This is a genomic window from Ruegeria arenilitoris (assembly GCF_013032445.1).
GTDB lineage: Bacteria > Pseudomonadota > Alphaproteobacteria > Rhodobacterales > Rhodobacteraceae > Ruegeria > Ruegeria arenilitoris_F.
In genome coordinates, this window is record NZ_WQCA01000005.1 from 202971 (window position 1) to 228380 (window position 25410).

At 57.5% G+C, this 25410-nt stretch carries 24 protein-coding genes; 13 read left to right on the top strand and 11 right to left on the bottom strand.

The window, feature by feature from the left end:
• Positions 1-15: 15 nt before the first annotated feature.
• Together GOW98_RS08875 and GOW98_RS08880 are read right to left on the bottom strand one after the other, a co-directional pair.
• Entirely contained in the window at positions 16-1182 is a 1167-nt protein-coding gene (locus tag GOW98_RS08875) for a tyrosine-type recombinase/integrase (protein WP_170331105.1), read from the bottom strand.
• Between the two features lie 451 nt (positions 1183-1633).
• Positions 1634-1939, bottom strand: coding sequence for a DUF6476 family protein (locus GOW98_RS08880; RefSeq protein ID WP_170331106.1), 306 nt, complete (start codon positions 1937-1939; stop codon positions 1634-1636).
• On the opposite strand from GOW98_RS08880, the gene GOW98_RS08885 reads away from it, so the two are divergent.
• Together GOW98_RS08885 and rpoH are read left to right on the top strand one after the other, a co-directional pair.
• Entirely contained in the window at positions 1938-2972 is a 1035-nt protein-coding gene (locus GOW98_RS08885) for an RluA family pseudouridine synthase (RefSeq protein WP_170331108.1), read from the top strand. The two genes, GOW98_RS08880 and GOW98_RS08885, sit on opposite strands and share 2 nt — an antisense overlap.
• Positions 2973-3118: 146 nt before the next feature.
• Positions 3119-4015, top strand: coding sequence for an RNA polymerase sigma factor RpoH (gene rpoH, locus GOW98_RS08890; RefSeq protein ID WP_170331109.1), 897 nt, complete (start codon positions 3119-3121; stop codon positions 4013-4015).
• A 51-nt stretch (positions 4016-4066) separates the two neighbouring features.
• Here the strand turns inward: rpoH and GOW98_RS08895 are convergent, their stop codons facing one another.
• Both GOW98_RS08895 and GOW98_RS08900 read right to left on the bottom strand, forming a co-directional pair.
• The gene (locus tag GOW98_RS08895; RefSeq protein ID WP_170331111.1) at positions 4067-5146 is read right to left on the bottom strand and encodes a fasciclin domain-containing protein; all 1080 of its coding nucleotides are present in this window, start codon (positions 5144-5146) and stop codon (positions 4067-4069) included.
• 206 nt (positions 5147-5352) lie between these two features.
• Entirely contained in the window at positions 5353-6531 is a 1179-nt protein-coding gene (locus GOW98_RS08900; RefSeq protein WP_170331113.1) for a dipeptidase, read from the bottom strand.
• A gap of 153 nt (positions 6532-6684) precedes the next feature.
• Between GOW98_RS08900 and GOW98_RS08905 the strand changes: the two genes are divergently transcribed.
• The 3 genes from GOW98_RS08905 to GOW98_RS08915 are packed head-to-tail and all read left to right on the top strand — an operon-like array spanning position 6685 to position 8877.
• Positions 6685-7659: a Gfo/Idh/MocA family protein gene (locus GOW98_RS08905; RefSeq protein WP_170331115.1), complete on the top strand. Its 975-nt coding sequence runs from the start codon at positions 6685-6687 to the stop codon at positions 7657-7659.
• 59 nt (positions 7660-7718) lie between these two features.
• Positions 7719-7988: a DksA/TraR family C4-type zinc finger protein gene (locus GOW98_RS08910; protein WP_170331117.1), complete on the top strand. Its 270-nt coding sequence runs from the start codon at positions 7719-7721 to the stop codon at positions 7986-7988.
• Between the two features lie 13 nt (positions 7989-8001).
• A complete protein-coding gene (locus tag GOW98_RS08915; protein WP_170331119.1) occupies positions 8002-8877 on the top strand; it encodes a DMT family transporter in 876 nt (291 codons plus the stop codon).
• Here GOW98_RS08915 and GOW98_RS08920 read toward each other — a convergent pair whose 3' ends face one another.
• From GOW98_RS08920 to GOW98_RS08930, 3 genes are all read right to left on the bottom strand, one after another.
• Positions 8878-10698, bottom strand: a complete 1821-nt coding sequence (locus GOW98_RS08920) for a M3 family oligoendopeptidase (protein WP_170331121.1) — start codon at positions 10696-10698, stop codon at positions 8878-8880.
• An 82-nt stretch (positions 10699-10780) separates the two neighbouring features.
• Complete coding sequence (locus GOW98_RS08925; protein ID WP_170331123.1) at positions 10781-11758, bottom strand: alpha/beta fold hydrolase; 978 nt, start codon at positions 11756-11758, stop codon at positions 10781-10783.
• Positions 11758-12048, bottom strand: coding sequence for an SCP2 sterol-binding domain-containing protein (locus tag GOW98_RS08930; protein ID WP_170331126.1), 291 nt, complete (start codon positions 12046-12048; stop codon positions 11758-11760). The genes GOW98_RS08925 and GOW98_RS08930 overlap by 1 nt, the downstream gene beginning before the upstream one ends.
• Positions 12049-12117: 69 nt before the next feature.
• Between GOW98_RS08930 and GOW98_RS08935 the strand changes: the two genes are divergently transcribed.
• The 6 genes from GOW98_RS08935 (at position 12118) to GOW98_RS08960 (ending at position 17970) form a co-directional block, all read left to right on the top strand.
• Positions 12118-12687, top strand: a complete 570-nt coding sequence (locus tag GOW98_RS08935) for a tetratricopeptide repeat protein (RefSeq protein WP_437436854.1) — start codon at positions 12118-12120, stop codon at positions 12685-12687.
• Positions 12688-12709: 22 nt separating this feature from the next.
• Positions 12710-15517: a helicase-related protein gene (locus GOW98_RS08940; RefSeq protein ID WP_170331130.1), complete on the top strand. Its 2808-nt coding sequence runs from the start codon at positions 12710-12712 to the stop codon at positions 15515-15517.
• A 6-nt stretch (positions 15518-15523) separates the two neighbouring features.
• On the top strand, positions 15524-15889 hold the full coding sequence (locus tag GOW98_RS08945; protein WP_170331132.1) for an RNA-binding S4 domain-containing protein: 366 nt from the start codon (positions 15524-15526) through the stop codon (positions 15887-15889).
• Between the two features lie 66 nt (positions 15890-15955).
• Complete coding sequence (fdxA, locus tag GOW98_RS08950; RefSeq protein WP_170324594.1) at positions 15956-16294, top strand: ferredoxin FdxA; 339 nt, start codon at positions 15956-15958, stop codon at positions 16292-16294.
• A gap of 283 nt (positions 16295-16577) precedes the next feature.
• Positions 16578-17087 carry a CarD family transcriptional regulator gene (locus tag GOW98_RS08955; protein ID WP_170331134.1) on the top strand — a complete coding sequence of 170 codons (510 nt, stop codon included), beginning with the start codon at positions 16578-16580 and terminating at the stop codon, positions 17085-17087.
• Between the two features lie 112 nt (positions 17088-17199).
• Positions 17200-17970, top strand: coding sequence for an ion channel (locus tag GOW98_RS08960; RefSeq protein WP_170331136.1), 771 nt, complete (start codon positions 17200-17202; stop codon positions 17968-17970).
• On the opposite strand, the gene cobS is transcribed toward GOW98_RS08960, so the two are convergent.
• A complete protein-coding gene (cobS, locus tag GOW98_RS08965; protein ID WP_170331138.1) occupies positions 17967-18731 on the bottom strand; it encodes an adenosylcobinamide-GDP ribazoletransferase in 765 nt (254 codons plus the stop codon). The two genes, GOW98_RS08960 and cobS, sit on opposite strands and share 4 nt — an antisense overlap.
• Before the next feature lie 79 nt (positions 18732-18810).
• On the opposite strand from cobS, the gene cobT reads away from it, so the two are divergent.
• Positions 18811-19824, top strand: a complete 1014-nt coding sequence (gene cobT / locus GOW98_RS08970; protein ID WP_170331141.1) for a nicotinate-nucleotide--dimethylbenzimidazole phosphoribosyltransferase — start codon at positions 18811-18813, stop codon at positions 19822-19824.
• Between the two features lie 28 nt (positions 19825-19852).
• Here the strand turns inward: cobT and GOW98_RS08975 are convergent, their stop codons facing one another.
• Positions 19853-21733 (bottom strand): monovalent cation:proton antiporter-2 (CPA2) family protein, encoded by a 1881-nt coding sequence (locus tag GOW98_RS08975; protein WP_170331143.1) that lies wholly within the window; start codon positions 21731-21733, stop codon positions 19853-19855.
• A gap of 19 nt (positions 21734-21752) precedes the next feature.
• A complete protein-coding gene (locus tag GOW98_RS08980) occupies positions 21753-22208 on the bottom strand; it encodes an Lrp/AsnC family transcriptional regulator (protein WP_170331146.1) in 456 nt (151 codons plus the stop codon).
• A 146-nt stretch (positions 22209-22354) separates the two neighbouring features.
• Between GOW98_RS08980 and hppD the strand changes: the two genes are divergently transcribed.
• Positions 22355-23452 (top strand): 4-hydroxyphenylpyruvate dioxygenase, encoded by a 1098-nt coding sequence (hppD, locus tag GOW98_RS08985; RefSeq protein WP_170331148.1) that lies wholly within the window; start codon positions 22355-22357, stop codon positions 23450-23452.
• A gap of 35 nt (positions 23453-23487) precedes the next feature.
• On the opposite strand, the gene GOW98_RS08990 is transcribed toward hppD, so the two are convergent.
• Positions 23488-25350 carry a hypothetical protein gene (locus tag GOW98_RS08990; RefSeq protein WP_170331150.1) on the bottom strand — a complete coding sequence of 621 codons (1863 nt, stop codon included), beginning with the start codon at positions 25348-25350 and terminating at the stop codon, positions 23488-23490.
• Positions 25351-25410 lie beyond the last annotated feature (60 nt).

A 25410-nucleotide genomic window follows, 5' to 3' on the forward strand; every position in this document is an offset into this window, starting at 1 on the left:
TGCGCCTCAGTCTTCTTACAAGTTTTTGGTTACATGTTGGGCCCATTGCTCCATCAACGGGCGCCGTAAGTCTAGAAATTGAGTTCGTCGATAGGCATCTAAGACTTTGCTGCCGCTTGAATGGGCGAGAACAACTTCAGAAATGTGCTCAGGGGTATCCGTTGTTTCGGCACACCAATCCTTGAAGCTGGAACGAAACCCATGTGGTCGCGCAGACAAGCCTTGTCGCTCCATTAACCGTGCCATCGTGGCATCACTTAACACACCTTTTCTAGGGGATGGAAAAAGGTAGCCATCGCGTGAAAAGGGTTTGGCTAATTCAACTACTTTTTGTGCCTCAGTCGATAGCGGAACGGAAAAGTCTTCTTCTGCCCCCACCTTTGACTTCATTAAGTTCTTTGGGACCACCCAGGTGTCAGCTGACAAGTTCTCTAGCTTTAGGTAACGGACTGGTGTTGATCGCACCGCTGTCAGGATCAACAGCCGCAAAGCGAGATGAGTTGGCGTTGGTTCTTGGAGCGTAGAGTAGAATTCGGGAACGTCCTGCCACGCCATTGCGGGGATATGTTTCACCTTATGTTTTTGTTTTCCAAGTAATATTTTCGCCTTTTCGACTGTTTGAAGGTCAACGTCCAGATTTAATGCTGATGCGTGCCTCAAGCAAATCCCCAGTCTCTCCAAAGCTTTTTGTGCGGTGCTAGCCTTAGTGTGCCAGATTGGCTTGAGAGTGTCGCGAATATCTATCTGATCAATTTCGGAGACTGGAATAGCCCCAAGTTTAGGTAACACATGAAGTTCAAGCGGACTAAACCAACGCCCGGCTTTTCCGTCATCCTTGAGCGACGCTTTATGAGACTCGAAGGCATCGACAGCTACATCCCGCAGTAAGTGTAAGTTTCTTTCTGCAACTCTTCGTAGTCGTTCTCTCTCTTTGATAGGGTCCTTGCCGCTCCTTGCCACATCTCTCCATTTGTTCGCCTCTGATCTGGCTTCCTTTAAACTCACTTCGGTTCCCGAACCCAATCCCATCTCCCGCCGCTTGCCGTGAATCGTCACTCTCAGAAACCATTGGGACCCGCCGTCGTTTCGTTTGTTCAACCAAAGTCCGCCTCCGTCTGAGTGCTTTCCTGGCGGAAGATTTTTGATTGAAAGCGCGGTTAGTTTGTGAAGGGCTCTGCTCATTTGTCCACCTTTTCGTCCACCTTTAGGCGGAGTATCTGCTGCGACTTCCTGATATCCCTTGGCTCTGTGTGATGCAAAGGAAATTATTAAAAACAATGTACTAGTGGACGATTTCGAGCCACTTAAGAAGAGTAGATGCTTGTTGATATGGAAATGACAGTCTTCTCGACCGCACCAAAAAAATAAAAATAGCAAAATATAATTAAGCTGTTCGGCCAATTACTGGGTTGGCGGGCTACCTTTATTGTTGCCGTATATGCTTTAAGAATTTCTGCTGCATCTCCCCATCAAGCAAAAGCAATTCTCTAACACGGCCGACAGGCCGCAGCTTTTCAGCCCGGTCGAATTGAGCGAAGAAGATCGGAAATTCCGACGCGACACACCGGAAGAATATGGCGCTCTGCGCCGCGTATCCGAGTTTGTCTTCCGTATGGCGCTGGAAGGTTGAGCGTCAGGGCTCTATGAAGACTTCCTGACGTTGGCGACCTGTTGTCTTGTCAAAGATCAGAATACGGTTGTCATCAGTCACCACCGCGTACCAATTGTTGCCGATAGTCACCGCTTGCGCCCTTGCACCGTCGGGCAGTTCTACTTGATCGGGCAGGGTGGGGGTTCTGTCGGATAGCCGGATGACAATCAGCGCGAATGTTACTAGAACCCCGCCAATCATCACCGCGGTCAGCAGCATGACCATTCTCCGCAGCAGGCGAAGCTGTGGCGTTTCCTGCGGTTCTTGCGGTTCGGAAGGGACAGTCATGGGCACCCGTCAGATTGAATTTCAGATCGCGGCCGATCCGCCGCCACGCCTTGATAAGGCGCTTTCGCGCGATGTGCCAGACGAGGAAAACCTGTCGCGTACGCGGTTGGGCAAGTTGATCGACGAAGGTGCCGTCCTTATCAATGGCGCTGAGGCGCGCGACCCCAAGGCCAAAGTTGCCGAAGGTGCGTTGGTGTCGATCTCCGTGGCCGAGGCGGAAGACAGCCATATCGGCCCCGAAGACATCCCACTTGAGGTTGTCTTCGAAGATGCCGACCTGATCGTCATCAACAAGCCGGCGGGCATGGTCGTGCATCCCGCGCCGGGTTCGCCGAACGGGACGCTGGTCAATGCGCTGCTGCATCATTGCGGCGATGATCTGTCCGGCGTCGGCGGGGTGAAGCGCCCCGGTATCGTGCATCGCATCGACAAGGAAACCAGTGGCCTGCTGGTCGTTGCGAAATCGGATGCGGCGCATCATGGGCTGGCGGCCCAGTTCGAAGCGCACACGGTCGAGCGGTATTACCGCGCCATTTGCTATGGCGTGCCCGATGCCAATGACCCGCGTCTGCGGGGGGTGAAAGGCGTCAGCTTCGAGCCCGGCAATATCATGCGTCTAACCACGCAGTTGGCACGCCACAAGACCGATCGGCAAAGACAAGCGGTGTTGTTCCACGGTGGTCGCCACGCTGTCACGCGCGCGCGTCTTGTTGAGACATACGGTAATCCGGCAGGGCTGGCACTTATCGAGTGTTGGCTGGAAACCGGCCGAACGCACCAGATTCGCGTTCACATGGCGCATGCCGGGCATGGTCTGGTGGGCGATCCTGTTTATGGCGGCAAGCGTAAACTGGCGGCCAAGGCGTTCAGTCCCGCGACCTCCGAGGTCGTCCGTGCCTTTCCGCGCCAGGCGCTGCACGCCGCCGTTTTGGGCTTTGAGCACCCGGTGACAGGGGAAAACCTGCGCTTTGAGGCCGAGTTGCCGGACGACATGCAGAAACTGATTGAACAGCTGCGTGCGCCGCTGACATAATGCGCAAAGTTACGTGAATAACATTTTCTTAGGTTTCCTTTATCGTTCGTTAATTCCAAACTGTTAACGGTACCTCTTGAACGGATAGGGGCGGCATCCCATATCCTATGTTAACGACTTAAACATTTGTCGGAGGGACATGAAACATGGCAAATTACGCAAATCTCCCCGCGCCGACGCCGGAAGGCGGTCTGAACCGCTATATGCAGGAAATTCGCAAGTTCCCGCTGCTGGAACCGGAAGAAGAGTACATGCTCGCCAAGCGTTGGGTGGAAGAGCAAGACACTGAAGCCGCTCATAAAATGGTCACGTCGCACCTGCGACTGGCGGCCAAGATAGCTATGGGTTATCGCGGCTATGGCCTACCGCAAGCCGAGGTGATTTCCGAGGCCAATGTGGGCCTGATGCAGGCTGTAAAAAAGTTCGACCCGGAAAAGGGTTTCCGGTTGGCGACCTATGCAATGTGGTGGATTCGCGCTTCGATCCAGGAGTACGTCCTGCGGTCATGGTCGATGGTGAAACTGGGCACGACCTCGGCGCAGAAAAAGCTGTTCTTCAACTTGCGCAAAGCCAAGGCGCGCATCGGTGCGTTGGAAGAAGGCGACCTGCGCCCCGAGAACGTCAAGCAGATCGCCGAAGATCTGGGTGTGACCGAAGAGGAAGTTGTTAGCATGAACCGCCGGATGTCCGGTGGCGATGCCTCGCTGAACGCGACCGTCGGGTCCGAGGGCGAAGGCACGATGCAGTGGCAGGACTGGCTGGAGGATGAAGATGCCGACCAAGCTGGTGACTACGAGGCCCGCGATGAACTGGACGCGCGGCGCGAGTTGCTGGCGGCTGCTCTGGATGTGCTGAATGACCGTGAAAAGGACATTCTGACCCAGCGTCGCCTGATGGATCAGCCTGTCACGCTGGAAGAACTCAGCACACAGTACAACGTCAGCCGTGAACGTATCCGGCAGATCGAAGTGCGCGCGTTTGAGAAGCTACAGAAGAAAATGCGCGAACTTGCGCGCGAAAAAGGAATGTTGGGAACCGTCTGAGACACGGCCCGGCAGGAACAAAGCCCGCCGACACCGGCGGGCTTTTTGCGTTCAGGCAAAGATGAAATCGCTTTCGGACAGATGCATGCCGTTGACACCAAGTAGGCTGATGCTGTCGCCATCGCCTAGCTCGATCTTGGTCCGGAAGAAGCCGCTTGAGATTTGATCTTCGATATCCTCGAAACTTTCGATGTCTTCATAGGCGCTGAGGTCTATCTTGTCCTTGCCAACCTTGAAGTCAGCGATGGTGTCGTACCCATCACCTTCCTCGAAAACAAAGGTGTCACGCCCGCGACCTCCAAACAGGAAGTCATTGTCGGCCCCTCCGTCGATCAAATCCTTGCCGCGCCCGCCAAATATCTGGTCGTGCCCGTCATCGCCGCGCAGGATGTCGTTCCCGCGCCCACCAAAGATGATGTCATTACCGTCTCCACCAAGGGCCACATCATCGCCGCGCCCGACATTGATCACGTCATTGCCACCGGCACCGTGCACAAAGTCCTGACCGCGCCCGGTAAAGTGAAACTCATCCGTGTCATCACCTAAAATGAAATCCGTGTTCTTCTTCCCCAGAATTCCGGTCACCGAGACCGGCAGCAGAACCCCGTCCAAAACATGAATTATCCCGTTAGACGCCTCAACGTCGAAAGCAATAAGGCCTGGATCAGCGATACCCGGATCTGCATCTTCAAGGCTTGGAGGGTCACTCAGCAGGTTGAGTTCGACGCTTGATCCCAGCAAGGTTTCGATTTCTGCACCGTCACCAAGGCTGACAACTGCGTCTTTGGTAAAGGAACCATCCACTACGTGATACTTGAGGATGTTTGTCAGCAGGGGCAGGGGATCGCCTCCACCCAGCAAAGTGAGCGCCTTAACGATGTGGCCAAGCGCTCCGCCTTCGTCCGAACCGTCAAAACCCAAGGCCTGTGCCAGCGCGACAAAGGCTGCGTCGGTTGGTGCAAAAACGGTCAGGTCGACCTCATCACTGTTCAAAGTGTCGGCTAGCCCGGCAGCAATGACAGCTTCGCGGAGGATGTCGAAATCCCCGCCATCGCTGTCAAATGTTCCCGGGTCACCGCTGAACTGAATAACGCGTTCTGTGATCGTTGGTACGTCTGTCATGTCAGGCATATCGATTCATCTCCCACCCTGTTTGGCGCCCTTAACTGAGGAAGAAATCGAAACGACACCTCTTCCCGCCGGCGATACATTTGGTACGGGGGGAGCCTGAATACGGATCACGAAATTCGGATGTCACGATTTGAAATTAGCGGCCTATTACATCCGCTGGTTCGAAATCAAAAAGTAATTTCATCCGGTTATGGCGAAACCCACCTCTAGTTCAATTGTTGCCTGAAAACGCGAACCATATTCTCTCCCATGACCTTCCGGACCTGAGTTTCTGTCAGTCCCTGAGCCAACAAAGCGGATGTCAAAGCGGCCAGTTCCGAGGTGTCAAACGCTGTTTCGACCGACCCGTCATAGTCCGATCCCAGCGACACGTGGTCTTCGCCGACGGTGTCAATTGCTGCCTTGATCATCTTGGCGATGCCCGTTGGGGAAATGTCTCCACAGGTGACATCCGCCCAATAGCCCATGCCGATCACACCTCCGGTTGCGGCGATGTCTCGCATCAGATCATCCGGGAAATTGCGTTTGACCGGGCAAAATCCGTGCAGGCCACCGTGGCTGACAATCAAAGGGACGTTCGTCATTGCGATAACCTCCTGCGCCACCTGTGGGCTGGAGTGCGCAAGGTCGATCACGACGGGGCGTTGTTCCAGTTCAGCCACGACCTGACGGCCGAATTCTGTCAGGCCGGTTTCACCAAACCCGTGCAGCGAGCCTCCCAACTCGTTGTCGAAAAAGTGATGCAGCCCAAAAACGCGGTGCCCGGCGTCAAAAAGGGCGTCAAGATTGTTCAGGTCGCCCTCCAAAGCGTGCGCGCCTTCTATGCCCAGAATGCCTCCGACAACCGTCTGACCCGCGGCGCGCGCGGCCAGCACAGCGTCAAGATCGGCACGGGTTTTAACAACCTTCAACTGCCCGCCCGAGGCGGCCTCGAGTTGATGAAGTTTGTCGGCCTGATAGATCGCGCGTTCCTTTAGACTGTCCCACGTGCGCAGGGGCCAAAGCTGTCCAATCGCAAGAAGGGTTATGTTGTCAAAGGCCTCGGCCGAGTTCGCTTCATAGTTCTGTCCGGCAGGGGATTTGGTAACGGCTGTAAAGACTTGCAAGGCGACGTTGCCTTCGACAAGTCGGGGAATGTCAACCTGACCCCGTGTGCCTCGTTGGGTTAGATCACGGCTCCACAACAGCGGATCGGCGTGCAAGTCGCCGACAATCAGAGTTTTGTGCAGAGCCTCGGCTTCATCCGTTACTTCAAAAGGGTCGTGGTCGATCACGCTGTTGCGTTGAGCTTCAATGTAAGGCGGCAAAAATCCAAAAAACACTACAGCGCCGATGATCATCGCAAGCACAAACAGACCACCAATCCACTTGAGTACTTTCTTCATTTTCACTCACTCCCAACCGATTGAGAGCAGAGTACGAAGGTTCCCCGCAGATTAAAGCCTGACTTGGCGTCGGTTGATTCCGAGAAGATCGGCAATTGCAATGTTAGCGATAACTTTCTAAGTCGAACGTAGTCGCACATTTTGGAGGGTCACATGCAAAAATCAGTTCAATGGGGCGTTCTCGGCGCCGCGAAATTCGCCCGTCAGCACATGGCACCGGCGATTCACGCGGCCAATGGTGCCCGTCTGGCTGGTCTGGCGACCTCCAGTGTGGCCAAAGCCGAGCCGTTTCAGTCCTTTAACCCTGATCTGTCCGTCTATGACAACTACGAGGCGTTGTTGGCGGATCCTCAGATCGAAGCTGTGTACATCCCTCTGCCGAACCATATGCATGTAGAGTGGAGCCTCAAGGCGCTGGACGCTGGCAAGCATGTGTTGTGTGAAAAGCCAATGACCATGACCGCTGCCGAGTTCGCACCGCTTATCCAAAAGCGGGATGAAACGGGGCTTCTGGCTGCAGAAGCTTATATGATCGTGCACCATCCTCAGTGGCAGTTCGTTCGTAAGCTGATCGCAGACGGAGCCATTGGAAAGCTGGTGCACGTGACCGGTGCTTTCAGTTTCGACAACCGCGCGGATACCACAAACATCCGAAACCGAGCGGAAACTGGTGGCGGGGGCCTGCGCGACATCGGCGTTTATGTGATTGGCAGCGCAAGGTTTGCGACAGGTCAAGAACCCGTTCAGGTCGAATCCTCGATCCGGTGGGAGGATGGCATCGACACTTTCACGGAAATTCGCGCGCAATTCCCTGACTTTACCTATTCCAGCTATGTCTCGATCCGTATGCATCCGCATCAGGAAATGGTATTCCACGGCGAAGGCGGCGTGATCCGTCTTACCGCGCCGTTCAACGCCCGGGTCTTTGGTGAAGCACGGGTAGAGTTGCACCGACCGGGGCTTGAGGCTCAGGTCACGCGCTTTCCGGGTGACGATCACTACAAACTTCAGGTCGAGGCCTTCTGCCGTTCAGTACGCGACGGGGCCGCATATCCATGCCCTCTAGAGTTCTCACGCGGGACACAGGAAATGATTGATCAGGTTCTGGAGCGGGCTGTTTCCCTCTGACTTGCCACTCAACGCACCGTCGCGCTAGTCTGTCGGGCACCTGATCAGGAGAGAGGCCCATGGCAGGCGGTTGGGCGCGCGACGGCGCGGTGAGTGAACAGATTGAGGCGTCCATCACGGACGAACTGGCCCGGATGCAGGCGCAAAAGCGCCCTGTGGGGGAAAGCCTGACCCATTGCGCCGAATGCGAAGAGCCGATCCCCGAAAAACGTCGTCTGGCTTTGCCGGGTGTCAAGCTGTGCCTTGATTGCCAACAGGAGCGCGACGGAGCCTTCAAGGCACGCTCGGGCATCAACCGACGCGGCTCCAAAGACAGCCAGTTGAAGTGAGCGGGGCTGCGCGATGCCCAAAGCCAAGCTTCTGGAAAACGGTCTGGTTCTTGGGTTTCTCGCCGCATTCCTGTGGGGCACGCACAGCGTCATCGTCCGTTATCTGACCAGTGATCTGGGTGGGCTTCAAATCGCCGTGACGCGCCTGTTCATCGCCGCTCTGGCCATCTATGGCATGTTGCGCGTGATGCGTATTTCCGTATCGATCCGGCTTGCGGATTGGAGTTTTCGGCTGGCCGTTCTGTCGACGGTAGTCAATTACATCCTCTTCCATATCGGGCTTGAACACACCGGTGCCGCCAATGCGATGGTGTTGGAGAACACCGCGCCGTTTTTTGTTCTGGTATTCCTCTATTTCTTCGCGGATACACCCGTTACGCGTACGGACGTTCTGGCCACTGGTCTGGCCATACTGGGCGTGTTCCTGACCGTTTTCCGGGATTTTCGGGGGGGCGGAGAGCCTTTGTTCGGCGATCTTCTGGAAATCGGGGCAGGGCTCAGCTGGGCGGTGTTTCTGATCTCTAGCAGCCGGGCGATGCGCAACTCAAAATCGACAGGGGAACGGCTGAATTTCCTGTTGGGCGTCTTCACATGCTCAGGCGTATTGCTGTTGCCATTGGCCGTGTTTTCGCTGCAGGTTCCAACGATCAATGACTTGGTGTTCCTGCTTTTGCTGGGGGTGCTCCCAACCGCGTTGGCCTACTATCTTTGGTATGAGGCCGCCGCGCGGGTGTCGACGCTGACAGCGACGCTGATGTTTGCAGCCTCAGTTGTGTTCACTTTCATCAACTCGGCCCTATTTCTGGGGGCCGCAATCACGCCGATTGCAGCCCTTGGTGCCGCGTTGATCGTGGCCGCCGTGTTCTTGACCACCAAAAGCCAAAAGTGATCAGTCTTCCATCGCTTCCAGTTCGTCGATGAAGCCCGAGATCATCGATAGACCCTTGTCCCAGAACTTTGGATCGCTTGCGTCTAACCCGAACGGGGCCAGCAATTCTTTGTGGTGTTTCGATCCACCAGCGCGCAGCATCTCGAAATACTTGTCCTCGAACCCGTCCGATCCGCTTGCGTAAACCGAATAGAGAGCGTTCACCAAGCCGTCTCCGAACGCATAGGCGTAGACATAGAAGGGTGAGTGCACAAAGTGTGGGATATAGGCCCAGAAGGTTTCATAGCCTTCCATGATTTCGAATGCGGGCCCAAGGCTTTCGGCCTGAACGCTCATCCACAGGGCGTTGATGTCGTCCGGGGTCAATTCGCCGTCGCGGCGGGCGGCGTGCAACTTGCATTCGAAGTCGTAGAAGGCGATTTGGCGGACGACCGTGTTGATCATGTCCTCAACCTTACCGGCCAGCAGCACCTTGCGCTGTTCCGGGGTTTCGGCCTGATCCAGCATTTTGCGGAAGGTCAGCATCTCACCGAAAACGGATGCGGTCTCGGCCAGCGTCAGCGGGGTTGAGGACAGCATTTCACCCTGATCTGCGGCAAGCACCTGATGGACTCCATGACCCAGCTCATGCGCCAGGGTCATCACGTCACGCGGTTTGCCCAGATAGTTGAGCATCACGTAGGGGTGAACGTCGGTCACGGTCGGATGCGCAAACGCGCCCGGAGCCTTGCCCGGTTTCACGGCGGCATCGATCCAACCTTTTGAAAAGAACGGCGCTGCGATTTCTCCCATGCGGGGATCGAAGGCGTTATAGGCGTCCATGACGGTTTTTTCGGCCTCATCCCAACCAACGACGCGAGTGTCTTCCATCGGTAGCGGCGCGTTGCGGTCCCAGACCTGCATCACGTCCAGCCCCAGCCATTTGCGCTTCAGTTCATAATAGCGGTGGCTTAGCTTGGGGTAGGCGGCCACGACGGCCTCGCGCAGGGCCTCGACCACTTCGGGCTCGACGTCGTTGGACAGGTGGCGACCGGTCTGAGCGGTCGGCATGTTGCGCCAGCGATCAACGATTTCCTTTTCCTTGGCCTGTGTGTTGTGCACGCGGGCGAAGGTTTTGATGTTATCCTGAAACACGTTTGCCAACTCGCGCGAGGCGGCTTCGCGTTTGCTGCGGTCCTGTTCTGTCAGCAGATTCAGGGTGCCTTCGATGTTCAACTCTTCGCCATCAACGGTAAAGGTCAGACCGGCGATGGTTTCGTCGAACAGACGCTCCCACGCGTCGCCGACCACGCCCAGATCGTGCAGGAATTTTTCCAACTCGTCGGACAGCTGATAGGGTTTCATCGCGCGGATGCGACGGAAGACCGGCTCGTATCGGGCCAGATCTGCGTTGGCATCGAAAAGAGCCTTCAGAGCGTCATCGTCGATGCGGTTGATTTCCAGCGTGAAGAAAACCAGCGGCGTGGTGAAGATGGTGATCTTTTCCTGCATGTCCGACAGGAACTTGGCGCGCTCGGCATCGGTGGTCAGTTGGTAGTACCGCAGACCGGCGAAAGACATGATGCGCCCAGCAATCGAGTTGATCTTTTCGTTACGCTGCACGCAGGTCAGCAGGCCCTCGGCGTCCAGATCGGCCAGCTTGCCTTCGTAGTCTGCCGCAAAGGATGCGCATTCGCCGTCAAGCCATTCAAGATCCCGATCCAGTTCTGGCGCCTCTTCTGAACTGTAGAGGTCGGTCAGATCCCATTCCGGCAGGTTGCCAAGATCGCCGGTTCCTCCGGCTGCGTTTGCGTCACGGACGGGAAAGGGAAGGTCGCGCATGAATCACCTCGGAAAATCTGCTTTCGCAAACATCTAGGCGCGGGCGGCCCGGATCACAAGCCGCCTTTGCGTGAGCGTTTCTTTAGTTCGACAGGGCAGGCGCAGGTGCGGTGTTCGATTGAGCGGCCAGAAAATGAGCCACCAATTGGTCATATACTGGGCCGCGCACCCCGGGCGGCTCCATTAGTACCTCGTGTTCGCCTTTGGGAATTTCAACCAGAGTGCCGTTGGGCCAATTCGCCATCCGCGCGCGGATCGCTTTGCGGTCAACGATTTGCTCGTGGCTGCCCAGAAAGGTCAGACAGGGCGTCGCGGGGGCGGTCTGCTCCATCAACCAGGCGCATTCGTCCAACGCCTCGCGCAGCCAGATTGTCGATGGTGCGCCGAGGGCCAGTTCCGGGTGCGCGATTAGTTGATCTTTCATCATCTGGTACATCGCCGGATCACGTGTCAGCACATTGCCGTCAAAGGGTTGCGAGGCAACATAGCTTTCCAACGAAGTGGTTGGAGGGGTTTTTTCCCCCAGTCCGATCCGCGGCCCCCAATAGGCGGTCAACCGACTAAGAGGCTTCATGATCGGAGTAAAGAAGATGCCCCACATCGGGCCGGTAAACGCGCAAGCGGCAAAGCAGTCGCGTTCCAGAACCGCACGCAGCCCGATCGCGCCACCCATCGAATGACCAATCACATACCAAGGTTTCGGCAAGTCCAATTCGTCAGCGAGTTCAAGCGTGACCTGCACATCGTGCTGATAGTCGGTGAACTGTTCGACATGCCCGACGCGTGGGTCATCCAGCAGGCGATCCGCCAGCCCCTGACCACGCCAGTCTACGGCCAGACACGCAAAACCGCGCCCAACGAACTCGGCTGCGGAATCACCGTATTTCTCGATGTACTCTGTACGGCCCGGGAACATCATTACCGTGCCGATTGCCTCGCCTTCGGGGCGCCAGTGGCCCATGCGGATACGGGTGTCATCTGCAGTTGTCACCCAATGGGCCGCACCACCGGCGGGTCCGCCGGCCACGTCTTCATAAAAAGGGGCCGGCGAGAACTGCATCAGGCCAGCACCGAGGCAAGTTTCATGGCAACACCCATGTCACCGTCAACGCTCAGCTTGCCTGACATGAACGCACCGGTGGGGTTCAGGTCGCCGCTGAGAATTTGTTCAAACGTGTCTGCATCGGCGCTCAGGGTTACGTCGGCCTCTTCGTCGCTGACACGTGCGCCGTTTGCATCAAGAACGATAGCGCCTAGATCGGCGATTGCAAACTTGGCCGAAGCGTCGAAATCGCCGCCGGTCAGTTTTTCGTTCAGCGCCGCTGCGGCTTTTTCAAGGGTGTCGCTCATGGTGTTCCTCATTTTGTTTCTGCGCCGTGAATGGACATCCCCGGTCGCAACGCTACACTGAACATTGTTATGAGCATTGCAACAAACAATCTCAAAGGTACCGTCGCGGCATTTTTTGTCACGGTCATGTTTTCCACCAGTTCCGCCGCGCAACAGGCGGACCTGAGGGATGAGGACGCGCTGCTGCAGCAACTGGCGCTGGCCACACCGGAACAGGCGATTGGATTGGACCGGCAGCTCAAGGCGCTGTGGGCTCAGTCTGGCTCTGCCTCGGCGGACTTGCTGTTAGAACGCGGACGCGAGGCTCTTGAGGATGGCGATACATTGGCCGCCATCGAACATCTGACGGCACTGACCGATCACGCGCCCGGCTTTGCCGAAGGCTGGCACCTGCGGGCTTCGGCGTTTTTCGGGATGGATCGCTTTGGCATGGCCGCCGCTGATCTGGAACACGCGCTGACGCTGAACCCGAATAATTACGAGGCTATCTATGGCCTTGGCCTGATCTTCGAGATCATCGAACAGCCCGACAAGGCGCTGGGTGCCTATGAGCGCGCGCTGGCTATACATCCGCATCATGAAGAAGTAACCAATGCTGTGAATCGACTGAAGCCTCAGGTCGAGGGCTCGGCCCTCTAAAGAACCGGGGCAGGGGGCAAAGGTGAGCGGGTCATCCCGAATCGTGGCCGTACTTGGCCCGACCAACACAGGTAAAACGCACTACGCAATCGAGCGGATGCTGGGGCACCGGACCGGTGTGATCGGCTTGCCGCTGCGTCTGCTAGCGCGCGAGGTATATGACAAGATCGTAGCCATTCGCGGCCCGTCCGTTGTGGCGCTAGTCACTGGGGAAGAACGGATCGTACCCCCGCGTACTCAATACTGGGTCTGCACCGTCGAAGCGATGCCCGAGGGTATGGGCGCGGACTTCGTGGCCATTGACGAGATTCAGCTCTGCGCCGATCCCGAGCGCGGACACGTCTTCACCGACCGCCTGCTGCGTTCACGCGGCACTAATGAGACGCTGTTTCTCGGCTCAGATACAATGCGTGGCCCCATCGCGGCACTGGTGCCCGAGGCGCAGTTCGTGCGTCGTGAACGGATGTCTCAATTGGTTTACGCTGGTTCCAAGAAGATCAGCCGGATGCCGCCGCGCAGCGCCATCGTCGGGTTTTCGGTCGATAGCGTCTATGCCATCGCCGAACTGCTGCGCCGTCAAAAGGGTGGGGCGGCCGTGGTCATGGGGGCGCTCAGCCCACGGACACGGAATGCGCAGGTGGACTTGTATCAGAATGGCGAGGTCGACTATCTGGTCGCGACCGACGCAATCGGGATGGGGCTGAACCTGGATGTCGATCACGTCGCCTTTTCCTCGCTGACCAAATTCGACGGGCGCCGGATGCGTCCGCTTGCGCCGAATGAATTGGCCCAGATTGCAGGCCGCGCCGGGCGCGGCATGTCTGACGGCACCTTCGGTGTGACCGGAGAGGCCCCGCCATTGGAAGAAGGCGTGGCGCAAGCCATCATGGACAGCCGGTTCACGCCGATGAAAAAACTGAACTGGCGGAATGCCGCCCTCAGGTTCGGCTCAGTTGACGCGCTGATCGACTCGCTTGAGGTCAGCCCGAATGACGAACATCTGATCAAGGCGCGGCCCGCTGACGATTTGAACGTGCTGAAATCGCTGTCACAAGTGGCTGAGGTTGCGGCTCGCGCCAGCGATGGCAAATCGATCCGTTTGCTGTGGGATGTGTGCCGAATTCCCGATTTTCGTGGTATTAGCCATGCCGAACACGCCAATCTGCTCGAAGTGATATATGGCCACTTGCATGAACGCGGTTCGATCCCGGATGACTTTATGGCTAGGCAGATACGCCGGATCGACCGTACGGATGGCGATATTGACGCACTCTCCAAAAGGTTGGCATATATTCGCACTTGGACATATGTTGCGCAGCGAAACGGTTGGGTGCGTGACGAATCACATTGGCGAGACGAAACGCGCACTGTAGAAGACAGGCTGTCGGATGCATTACATGACCGATTGACGCAAAGATTTGTGGACCGGCGCACATCTGTGTTGCTGCGCCGGCTCAAACAGAAGGAGGCCCTTTTGGCCGAAGTAAATGACAAGGGTGAAGTGACCGTCGAAGGCGAATTCGTCGGTCGTCTGGAAGGGTTCCGGTTTAGTCCGGACAAAAGCGCGCAAGGAACCGAGGCGAAAGCTTTGAAATCGGCGTCCCTGCAAGCACTCGCGCCGCAATTCCATCTGCGTGCTGATCGCTTCTACAACGCGCCCGATACCGAAATTGATTTCACCGATCAGGGTGGCCTGATGTGGGGCGAATATGCAGTCGGCAAACTGGTTGCCGGGGCAGAGCCTCTTAAGCCGATGGTCGAGGTTTTTGTGGACGAGGCCGCGGGACCTGACGTCGAACAGAAGGTGCAGCGCCGCCTGCAGCACTTCATCGACCGCAAAGTGGCTGCTTTGTTTGAGCCGCTGCTGACCCTGTCGCGTGACGAAGAACTGACTGGCCTCGCCAAAGGGTTCGCCTTCCGTATGGTCGAAGCGTTGGGTGTGCTGCCTCGCGCTGGCGTTGCCCAAGAGGTCAAGGATCTGGATCAGGATGCCCGAGGTGCGCTGCGCAAGCACGGCATCCGCTTTGGTCAGTTCACGATCTTCATGCCGCTGCTGCTGAAACCGGCACCGACGCGCCTGCGTCTAGTGCTGTGGGCGCTGTCCAACGGACTGCAGGAATTCCCCGAAGCACCGCCTCCGGGTCTTGTCACTGTACCGGTCGCCAAGGATGCGCCCGCAGGCTACGACACCATGTGCGGTTACCGCGATGCGGGCGAACGCTCTATTCGGATCGATATGCTGGAACGTCTGGCCGACATGCTGCGCGCCGAAGACAGCCGTGGTGGGTTCGAAGCCAAGCCCGATATGCTGTCGATCACTGGTATGACGTTGGAACAGTTCGCCGACCTGATGAAAGGGCTTGGCTACAACGCCGAGCGCGGCGAGCGTGAAAAGGTCAAGGCGGCACCGGTCGAGGCACCTGTAGCCGAAGCGACCGAGCAACCGCCAGCCGAAGAAACCCCGGCGCCTGAGGCGGCAACCGAAGAGGTCGCCACCCCCGCCGAGGCGCCAGCCGAGGCCACCGAAAGCACCGAGGCGCCAGCCGAGGCTCCGGCATCGGAAGAGCCCGAGGTTGAGATATTCTACACCTTCACCTGGGGTCGTCAGCGTCAAGCCAACCGTGGCCCGCGCCGAGAACAGCGGCAGGGGCAGGGCAAGGGCAAACCGCGTGGCAAGCCTCAGGACGGGCGCGGCAAGCCGCAGGGCAAAAAGGGCGGCAAACCACAAGGTGCCAAGTCCTTCTCCTCGCGTCCGCCCAAGAAGGAAAAGGCGATCGATCCCGATAACCCGTTCGCAGCCGCGTTGATGGGTTTGAAGGACGGTAACTAAACGCCGATGGCTGAGGCCAAGCTGCGGATCGACAAATGGTTGTGGCAGGCGCGGTTCTTCAAGACCCGCAGTCTGGCCGCCAAACAGGTCAGCGGCGGTCACGTCCGTTTGAACGGAAACCGGGTCCTGAAACCGGCGCAAGCCGTAGGACCCGGAGACGTTCTGACCTTCCCACAAGGCCGCATTGTGCGGGTGGTTCGGGTCGAAAAGCTCGGTGAACGCCGCGGCCCTGCGCCCGAGGCGCAGACGTTGTACTTCGAAATGACGGAAAAACAGGACGCTCCGCCCAAAAATCCGGGTTTCGAGGGAAAAGGTCGTCCGACCAAGAAAGATCGGCGCGCGCTTGATCTTTCTCGCACCAAAGAGGGCTGATCCTCCCTTGAAGACAATGCAATACTGGATTAGCTAGTCGCCCAAACCGCAAACGGGAATCCGACCATGACCTACGTCGTCACAGAAAACTGCATCGCCTGCAAATACACCGACTGTGTCGAGGTCTGTCCAGTCGATTGCTTTTACGAAGGCGAGAACACACTGGTCATTCACCCCGACGAATGCATCGACTGTGGTGTGTGCGAACCGGAATGCCCGGCTGACGCCATCCGTCCCGATACCGAGCCTGGCATGGATCAGTGGGTCGAGTTTAACCGGAAGTATTCCGAACAATGGCCGGTGATCGTGACAAAGAAAGACCCGCTGCCCGAGGCGGAAGAACGCGACGGTGAAGAGGGCAAGATGGAGAAGTATTTCTCGGAAGCGCCCGGCGAAGGTGGTTAAGCGATTCGCCCTCTGAACTTGTTCGTTCAGGTATAGAAACAGCTTACATCGCCTTGAAAAACATAAGGTTTCACAGTCGAAAAAGGGCGTGGCCTTTCAGGTGTCGTAATTTTGTGATATAATCAGAAGCGAATGTTGAATGAGATGGGGATGTACTCCGTAAGTATGACTGCTTTGGAGTTCTGATTTTATGACAAACCAGCCGCTTGGCGGAGCCGGTAGAGGCTCCGGCTTGGGGGTTTTGTCGTCCTGTATCTCGCTCTGTAACCAAGGATGAACCTGTATGTCTAAGTCGAAAAAGCTTGAGTTCCGCCCGAACGACTATGTTGTTTACCCTGCGCATGGCGTGGGTCAGATCATCTCGATCGAAGAACAGGAAGTCGCCGGGTTCTCGCTTGAGCTGTTCGTCATCTCCTTCGAAAAAGACAAGATGACCCTGCGGGTGCCGACCAACAAGGTAACCGAGTCCGGTTTGCGGTCGCTCAGCTCGCCTGATGTCATCAGCCAGGCGATGAAAACCCTGAAAGGCAAGGCCAAGGTCAAGCGCGCCATGTGGTCCCGCCGTGCGCAGGAGTATGAGCAAAAGATCAACTCGGGCGATCTGATCTCGATTGCCGAAGTAGTCCGCGACCTGCACCGCACCGACGATCAGCGCGAGCAGAGCTATTCTGAGCGTCAGCTTTACGAAGCCGCGCTTGAGCGTTTGACCCGCGAAGTAGCCGCCGTCTCTGGCGCTGGAGAAATTTCGGCAGCCAAACAGGTGGATGAGGTTCTGACCTCGCGCGCCGCCTAATCGCTGCCTAAGCCAAATTTCGGGCCGCTCCTGCAGGGGGCGGCCTTTTTTGTCTCTGGTCTTGGTGAATTTCGCGTTTGCCGCTAATTTTCCTGTAACCAGAGGCGGATACATGACCGGGATAAAGCAAACCGTTAAGTTTCTATACGTCGCACATGAGCCGGTCTCGATCTGGTTTCGCTATGGTTTGATCCTGTTTGATGCCGCGTCTATCGTGTTCTTTGTGGCCACGGCGAATGTTCCGCACGGACCGGGGATCACCATTGCCAGCCTCTGCGTCGGGTTTGTAATCCTGCTGGATTTCCTCGCTCGACTGTGGATTGCAAAAGACAGATGGAAGCTGCTGCGCAAGATCTATACGCTCGCCGATATCGTCGTGATCGCCTCGTTGCTGTTAGAGCCGTTCTTGCCTGGAAATCTGGCCTTCGTACGAATTCTACGCGCATTGCGGCTGATCCACTCGTACCACCTGCTGCGCGATCTGCGGCGCGACAGTCAGTTCTTCCGGACCCATGAGGATGCTGTTATCGCCGCGATCAACCTGTTGGTGTTCGTGTTCGCAACCTCCACGGCGGTTCTCGTGTTTTTCATTCCCGACAACAGCCAGACCGCCTATATCGATGCGCTCTACTTCACCATGGCAACGCTGACCACGACCGGATTCGGCGATATCACCTTGTCGACCCCAAGCGGCAAGTTGTTTTCGGTGTTCATCATGGTGGTCGGCGTGGCGCTTTTCGTTCGGTTGGCACAGGCGATCTTCATGCCGCAGAAAGTGCGCCACAAATGTCCCAGTTGCGGGCTCTACCGTCATGATCCGGACGCGGTGCATTGCAAACATTGCGGTGCGACCCTGAGGATCGAGACAGGCGGTACGACCTAAAGTGCCGCGACCGCAGCCGTGACAAAGGTCAATTCGGCCAGTTGTTGTGAGGCTCCCAGAATGTCACCGGTTTGACCGCCGATCTTAGCCTTTGCGACCCAAGCCAGCACCGCGACGGCCAGAGCGGCAACGAGGGCGGGCAGGGCGGCTCCTGACCCCATCAGAAACACCGCGCAGCTAACGGCCAGCGCAAGCCCGACCGCAACCGTTGCGCCGCGTGGCCCACCGACTGAGTGGCTCAAACCGCTGTTGCGGGCGTTGGGCAGGGCGCTCATCAGAACCGGCATGAACGCGCGGGACAGGACACACGCGGCGAGGATCGCTCCGTAAGCGCCAGCCGTCAGCAGAGCCGCGATCAGAGCGATACGCATGAGTTGGCTGAAGATCAGCGTCAGAACGCCATAAGCCCCGATATGGCTGTCCTTCATGATTTCCAAGCGACGTTCCCGCGCGAACCCGCCCCAAAGCCCGTCCGCGGTGTCAGCCAGCCCGTCTTCATGCATGGCCCCGGTTGAAATCACCAACGTGGTGGTGAGGAGTATAGCCGCGACCAATGCGGGCAAGCCCAACGCCATTGAGACCCAACCCACAGCACAAGCCAGCAGGCCCACCACCATCCCGACCACGGGGAAAGCCCAGGCGGAATCGGCCTGACGGGCAAAGATCTTCTCGGGCAGGCGCGGTAATGGCAGGCGCGTCAGCAGCACCAACGCCAGCGGAATGTCCCACGCGGAAATCAGGGTGTTGTCGTTTTTATGCACTCCCGCGCCTTTCCGGGTCTTGTTGGATCGAACGCTTCGGTTAAACACACAGGACCACTCTGATGCAACGAGGCTTTCGATGCTGCCTGAACTTAATGACCTGAAAACACTCCGTGATACTTTGACTCAAGCACCTGGCCCGGACGAGGCTGCGCTGCAAGGGGCGGCTGACCGCAACGGGCAATTGACCAAGCCGCCTGGCGCACTGGGTCGGCTTGAGGATCTGGCGATCTGGTATGCGGGGTGGCGTGGGGATGCCCGTCCGCAGATTACCGCTCCGCAGGTGATTGTGTTTGCGGGCAACCATGGTGTCACGGCGCAGGGCGTTTCTGCCTTTCCGCCGGAAGTGACCGTGCAGATGGTGATGAATTTCGAACACGGCGGTGCGGCGATCAACCAACTGGCCAAGGCTGCTGGCGCGACGATGGATGTGCACGCGCTGAATCTGGACTCTCCTACAGCTGATTTCACCGAAGGCCCGGCCATGTCCGAGGACGAGCTGCTGCAAGCGCTGCGCACGGGTTGGAATGCGGTTGATCCCAAGGCCGACCTGCTGGTTGTCGGAGAGATGGGGATCGGTAACACCACCCCCGCCGCAGCAATCGCCTGTGCCCTGTTTGGCGGGGATGCGGCAGACTGGACCGGGCGTGGCACCGGTGTGGATGACGCCGGGCTGATCAACAAAACCCGCGTGGTGGCCGAAGGCGTGGCGCTGCACGCAGGGGCGGTCGACGGGCTGGATGTTCTGCGCTGCCTTGGCGGTCGTGAGATTGCCGCCATGGCCGGTGCCATCGCCGCCGCGCGCGTTCTGCGTATTCCGGTCATTCTGGATGGTTTCATCTGCTCGGCAGCTGCGGCCTGTCTGGCGGACGTCTCGGACGATGCGTTGGATCACACCGTTGCCGGTCACCAGAGTGCAGAAGGCGCGCATGGTGCTGTGCTGGAAAAACTCGGCAAAGAACCGATGCTGAGCCTTGGCTTGCGACTGGGCGAGGGCTCGGGCGGGGCGCTGGCGATCAACATTCTGAAAAGCGCGGTCGCATGCCATTCTGGCATGGCCACTTTTGCCGAGGCTGGCGTCTCAGACGGGTAACCCGATAGGCCTGATCCGCATTACAGGGTCAGGCCGATTTCTGGGCGTGCTTTTCGGCCAGTTCCAAAAGCTCGGTTTCCAGATCCTTCTCGAATTGCTGCGCGCGTTCGATGTATTTCTTGTTTTCAGCCGTCGGCATTCCCGGGATCCACAAATCGGCCAATTCGCGGATTGATGTACGGTCGTGGTGGTAGAAAGTTTGCTCGGCCTGTGCGGCCTCATATTCGCTGAGGCCGATATTCTCGAGCACATAACGCCCGGCCCGCAGTGAACTGTCGAACATTTCGCGCACGATGTCGTTCGCGCCTGCTTGATACAGCTCGTACACGTGGGTGCGGTCATGGGCGCGGGCGATGATGTGCAGATCCGGGCGCTGACGCCGGGCAAAGCTGACGATCCGCGTCACTTGCTTGCGGTCGTCCATCGCGGCAACAAGCACGGTCGCTTTCTCAAGCCCTGCAGCGCGCAGCAACTCGGGCCGGGTTGGATCGCCCAGAAATCCTTTAACGCCAAAGCGCCGCATCAATTGGATGGTTTCGATATTATGGTCCAGAACGATAGTTTTGAACCCGCTGGCGCGAACCAGACGGTTCACGATCTGACCAAAACGACCGATGCCAGCGATGATCACCGGGCCTTGCTCGTCGATTTTATCTGGTTCCGGTTGCGGACCGTTGTCTCTGATCCGGCGGGACAGCAGGTCGTAGATGATGAACAGAAGCGGTGTGATCAGCATGGTAAGGGCGATGATCATCAGCAGTTTTTGTGACAGGTCGGACGGGATGACGTTCTGCTGGGTCGAGAAGGCCAGCAGGACAAAACCAAACTCACCAGCCTGCGCGAGGCCCAGGGTGAACAACCAGTGATCCCGGCCGCGCAGCTTGAAGGCGCGTCCGACCAGAAACAGAATGATCCCTTTGAAAAGGATAACCAGAAGGGCCAGCCCGATTAACTCAAGCGGATCATTGAAGAAATAGGCAATATCAATCCCGGCGCCGACTGTGATGAAGAACAGGCCCAGGAACAGGCCCTTGAACGGCTCAAGGTCGCTTTCCATTTCATGCCGGAATTCCGAGCTGGCCAGAACAACACCCGCCAGAAACGCGCCCAGAGCAGGAGAGAGGCCAACAAGCGTCATCAGGAAAGAGATCCCGACAACGATCATAAGCGCCAGCGCGGTATACATCTCACGTAGACGTGTCGCGTGGATAAAGCGGAACAGGGGCCGTGTAAGGTAGACTCCGGCAAGGATCACGAACGCGATTGCACCGATGGTTACCAAGGTGACGGCCCAACCCGGCAGGCCTTCGACCAGAGACAAGCTGTGGTGTCCTGTATCGTGCAGGTCTTTCACCCCACGGTCGATAGATCCGTCGCTTTCCAGATGCGGTATGGAAGGCAACGCCAACAGAGGAAGCAGCGCCAGAATAGGGATAACCGCGATATCCTGCGTCAGCAGCACTGAAAACGTGGCCCGACCGCCATTGGTCTGCATCAGCCCCTTTTCTGACAGCGTTTGCAACACGATCGCTGTTGAGGACAACGACAGGGTCAACCCGACCGCCAAAGCGACCGACCAAGGGTGGCCTGAGTACATGGCGACGCCGGCGATGGCAGCGGTGGACAGTCCGACCTGCAGGCCACCCAGACCCAACAGTCTGTCCCGCATATCCCACAGCGCGCGGGGCTCAAGCTCCAGCCCGATCAGGAACAGCATCATGACCACGCCGAACTCGGCCACGTGTTGCAGGCTTTCGGTTTCGGCTCCGACAAGGCCGAACATAGGGCCGATGACAATGCCTGCAGCCAGATACCCCAACACGGACCCCAACCCCAGGCGCGCCGACAGGGGCACGGCGATCACGGCAGCTGCCAGATAGATCGAGGCCTGATAGAGGAAGTCGTCCATGTCGGTCCTTTCGGTCAGGTCAGGTGGGCAAAGGGGCGTCGCGCTTGAGCTGGTCCATCACGATCTGGCTTTGCACTCGTGCGACGGCAGGATGCGGCAGTATCACCTGATGAAGCAAGCGGTTGAGCGCAGATAAATCATCGCAATAAACATGGAGCAAATAATCTGCTTCTCCAGTCATCGTCCAGGCACTGGTGATCTCGGGGCGCGTGTCGACCATACGGGCGAAGCTTTCCGATTGATCGGGGCCATGCGTGCCTAGGTGGACCTGAACGAATCCCTGAACGTTCAAGCCCAGCTTGAGCGGGTCCAGCCGCGCGGCGTAACCGGTGATATACCCTTCGGCCTCAAGTCTCTGCCGTCGTCGTCCAGCCTGGCTGGGCGACAGATTCAGCATTTCACCCAATTGATGCGCGGTCAGATGGGCATCCTTCTGCAGGGCAGACAGCAGGCGCGTGTCGGTTGCATCCAGCATATGCGGACTTTCTTCATTCAGGCTAGAAATGATGCGGCTTTTGCGCGTTTGATCCTAGGTTACACGAAAACTATGCGCAGAAACAGCGCGAGATAAGGAGTATTTTGGAATCAGCAAAGAAATTCCTGTTTTGAAAGAGGTGCACCATGGGTCCTTTCCCTCATAACGCCCCGAAGTCTGTCATCAGCAAAGAAAACCCGGTCGGTACCGACGGGTTTGAATTTGTGGAGTTTGCGCATCCTGAACCGCAGGAATTGCGAGACCTGTTCACCAAGATGGGCTTTGAAAAAGTTGGCTACCACACAGACAGACCCGCAGTTGAGCTGTGGCAGCAAGGCGACGTCACCTACATCCTGAATGCCGACCCTGAAAGCTTCGCCGCACGGTTTGTTGCCGAGCACGGCCCCTGCGCATCAGCGATGGGTTGGCGGGTCGTGAACGCGCAACAAGCCTATGAACACGCGGTTGCCAAAGGCGCCGAACCCTATGACGCGGCGGACAAGACCATGGATGTTCCCGCAATCAGGGGCATTGGAGGGTCGCTGATCTACTTCATCGATCAGTATCATGACACTTCTCCGTACAACCATGAGTTCACCTGGACCAAACAGTCCAAGCCGCGCGGCGACGGGTTCTATTACCTCGACCATCTGACGCACAACGTGTACCGCGGGAATATGGACAAGTGGTTTAAGTTCTACGAAAGCCTGTTCAACTTCCGTGAAATTCGGTTCTTTGACATTCAGGGTAAGTATACCGGCCTCTTTAGTCGCGCCCTGACGTCGCCCTGTGGCCGTATCCGCATTCCGATCAACGAGGATCGTGGTGAGACCGGGCAGATCGTATCCTACCTGAACAAGTACAAAGGCGAGGGCATTCAGCATATCGCGGTGGGCAGCGAGGATATCTATGCATCGACCGATGCGATTGCCGAGAAAGGGTTGAAGTTCATGCCGGGCCCGAACACCGCTTACTACGATATGTCCAAAGACCGCGTCACCGACCACGAAGAGCCGCTTGATCGCATGATGAAGCACGGCATCCTGATCGACGGCGAGGGCGTTGTAGATGGCGGTGAGACCCGGATCCTGCTGCAAATCTTCTCGAAAACCGTGATCGGCCCGATCTTTTTCGAGTTTATTCAGCGTAAAGGGGATGACGGGTTTGGTGAGGGAAACTTCCAGGCTCTGTTCGAATCCATTGAACGCGAACAGATTGAAAGCGGTGAAATTTCAGCTGCTTGATTGAATGATTTGAAGCGGCGGGCATTTCCGCCGCTTTAACCACGTGGCATTTTCAGCGTCAGGTTCCGGCCGCTTTTCTGATATCGCAACTCGCTGTCGCCAATGGCGACGACTTTGCCACCGTCCAGCCTGTCGCCCACTTTCAACTTTTTGTAGCGACCGCTGGGTAGGCGCACCAGCGCGCGGCGGTTGGCGGGTGTGCCGTAGACACCGATCAGGTTCAGCTTACGCAGGTTCAACGCATTGTCGATCGTAGCCTGTCGCGCAACCGAGGCCGATGACGGAATCTTGGGAGCTACGGCTTTTGGCTGGAACGACCCGGCCTCAAGCTGACTGATGCCAGCCGCCGAACCCAAACTGGCGGTCTGGGTGCTTGACGAAGGGGCTAGACCCGCTGGACGCGTCTTGGGACGCGGTACGCTCAATCCTCCCAGCACTACTGGCGCCGGTTCTTCCTCAACTTCTTGCCGTTGCAGGGATGCCGGGCGCAGTTTGGGGCGCAGCGCCGCCAGCTCGTCGCGTGAGCGCCCGCCCAGTTGCTGGCGCTCAAACCGTTCATTCAGGTCGCTTGGGCGTGATTTGGGGCGCAGCCCTGCCAACCTGTCAGAAGGTTCTTCCAGTGTAGGTTCCTGCTCAAATCGGACAGGAGGGGTAGGCGGTACCTTCGATGGACGTCCAAGATAGACGACGATCCCCTCTGGGGTCGTCGCTCCTTCAACACTGGGATTGACCAGACCTTGTTCATTCAGTTCGAACCGTGACCCGGCAACGCTGGGCAGCGCGACTTGGTCGAAGGGCAAATCGGTATCAAAACTCTCGATTGAAGGCAGGGCTATTGCGTCGTTGGACAGGTTAGAGTTGTCGATGGATGCCAGATACAGTTCGTCCAGTGCCGGCAGAACCGGGGGCAGCAGAGGTTCGGGTGCAGTGATCTCTATACCCTCTTGCTCTGGGATGTCCTGAGGGTCTGGGTCCTGAGCGATTTCTTCTACTGGCGTAGGCGCCACGTTCAGCGCTTCGAGGATCGCGGCATCTGTGGCTGAAAGGTCAGTGTCGTCGGCCGAGGCGGCATCCTGTTCGCGCTCAGCTGTGTCGGGGGGCAGTGTTTCCGGCTCGGCTTGCACTTCTGGTGCGACGTCAACGACCTGAGTTTCAGGCGCGGGCGGGGAGGTTTCGCTCTGCGCGGTTTCCGCTTCTTCGCCTCTATTCGACGCGATCAGGGCCCACGCACCCAACGCTAGCACGATTGCGAGGCAGGCTGCGGCCGGGATTACATATCGCTTGACCGGCGTTTCAGAGGTCGCCTTGGGAGCCGCGCCCACAGATGGCGTACGGAATACTTCCGGAGGCGTGGTGTTTGCAATGGTGTGGACGTTAGACGCAGTGGTTTCACTGTTGTGTGGTGCCGCTGGGTCTTTGTATTCCGTTGTATGTTCTGAAAACAACGGTTCCGTCGGGAAGAGGTCCGGATTGGTGTCTGCCGTAAACTGAACCGGAATGAACCCGTGCTCGGTCGCGAAATCGCGCGCTTCGCTTAGCGTCTGTTTCGTGATGGCCGCGACATGGGTGGTTGCGCCGGCCCTTGCGGTGTCAAAGACCAGATCGTCGACCGAATAGGGGGTTGCATCAGCCAGCGCCGACCGCGCCCGGCTTTCACGTTCCTCGGGCGATTCTCCGTCTGTTTCCGTCGACAGGAACCGGACTTGATCCGCAGGAATCACAACCTTGCAGCTCAGGTTGTTTTCCAGAGCAAACGCTGTGTCCCGCAATGCGTGTAGCTGCGCGTTCAGGTCTGGCGCATCCAGCGCAACCTCACCTATGCAATACCAGTCGCCATCGGACTGGTGATGCACAGAAATTCCGGTCGCAGAAAAAGACAGCGCAAAGGCGGGTTTCATATTCCCGAGGAACCATAATTGTCAGCATCAATGCAAACGACATTTCGTCCGCAGAGAGAC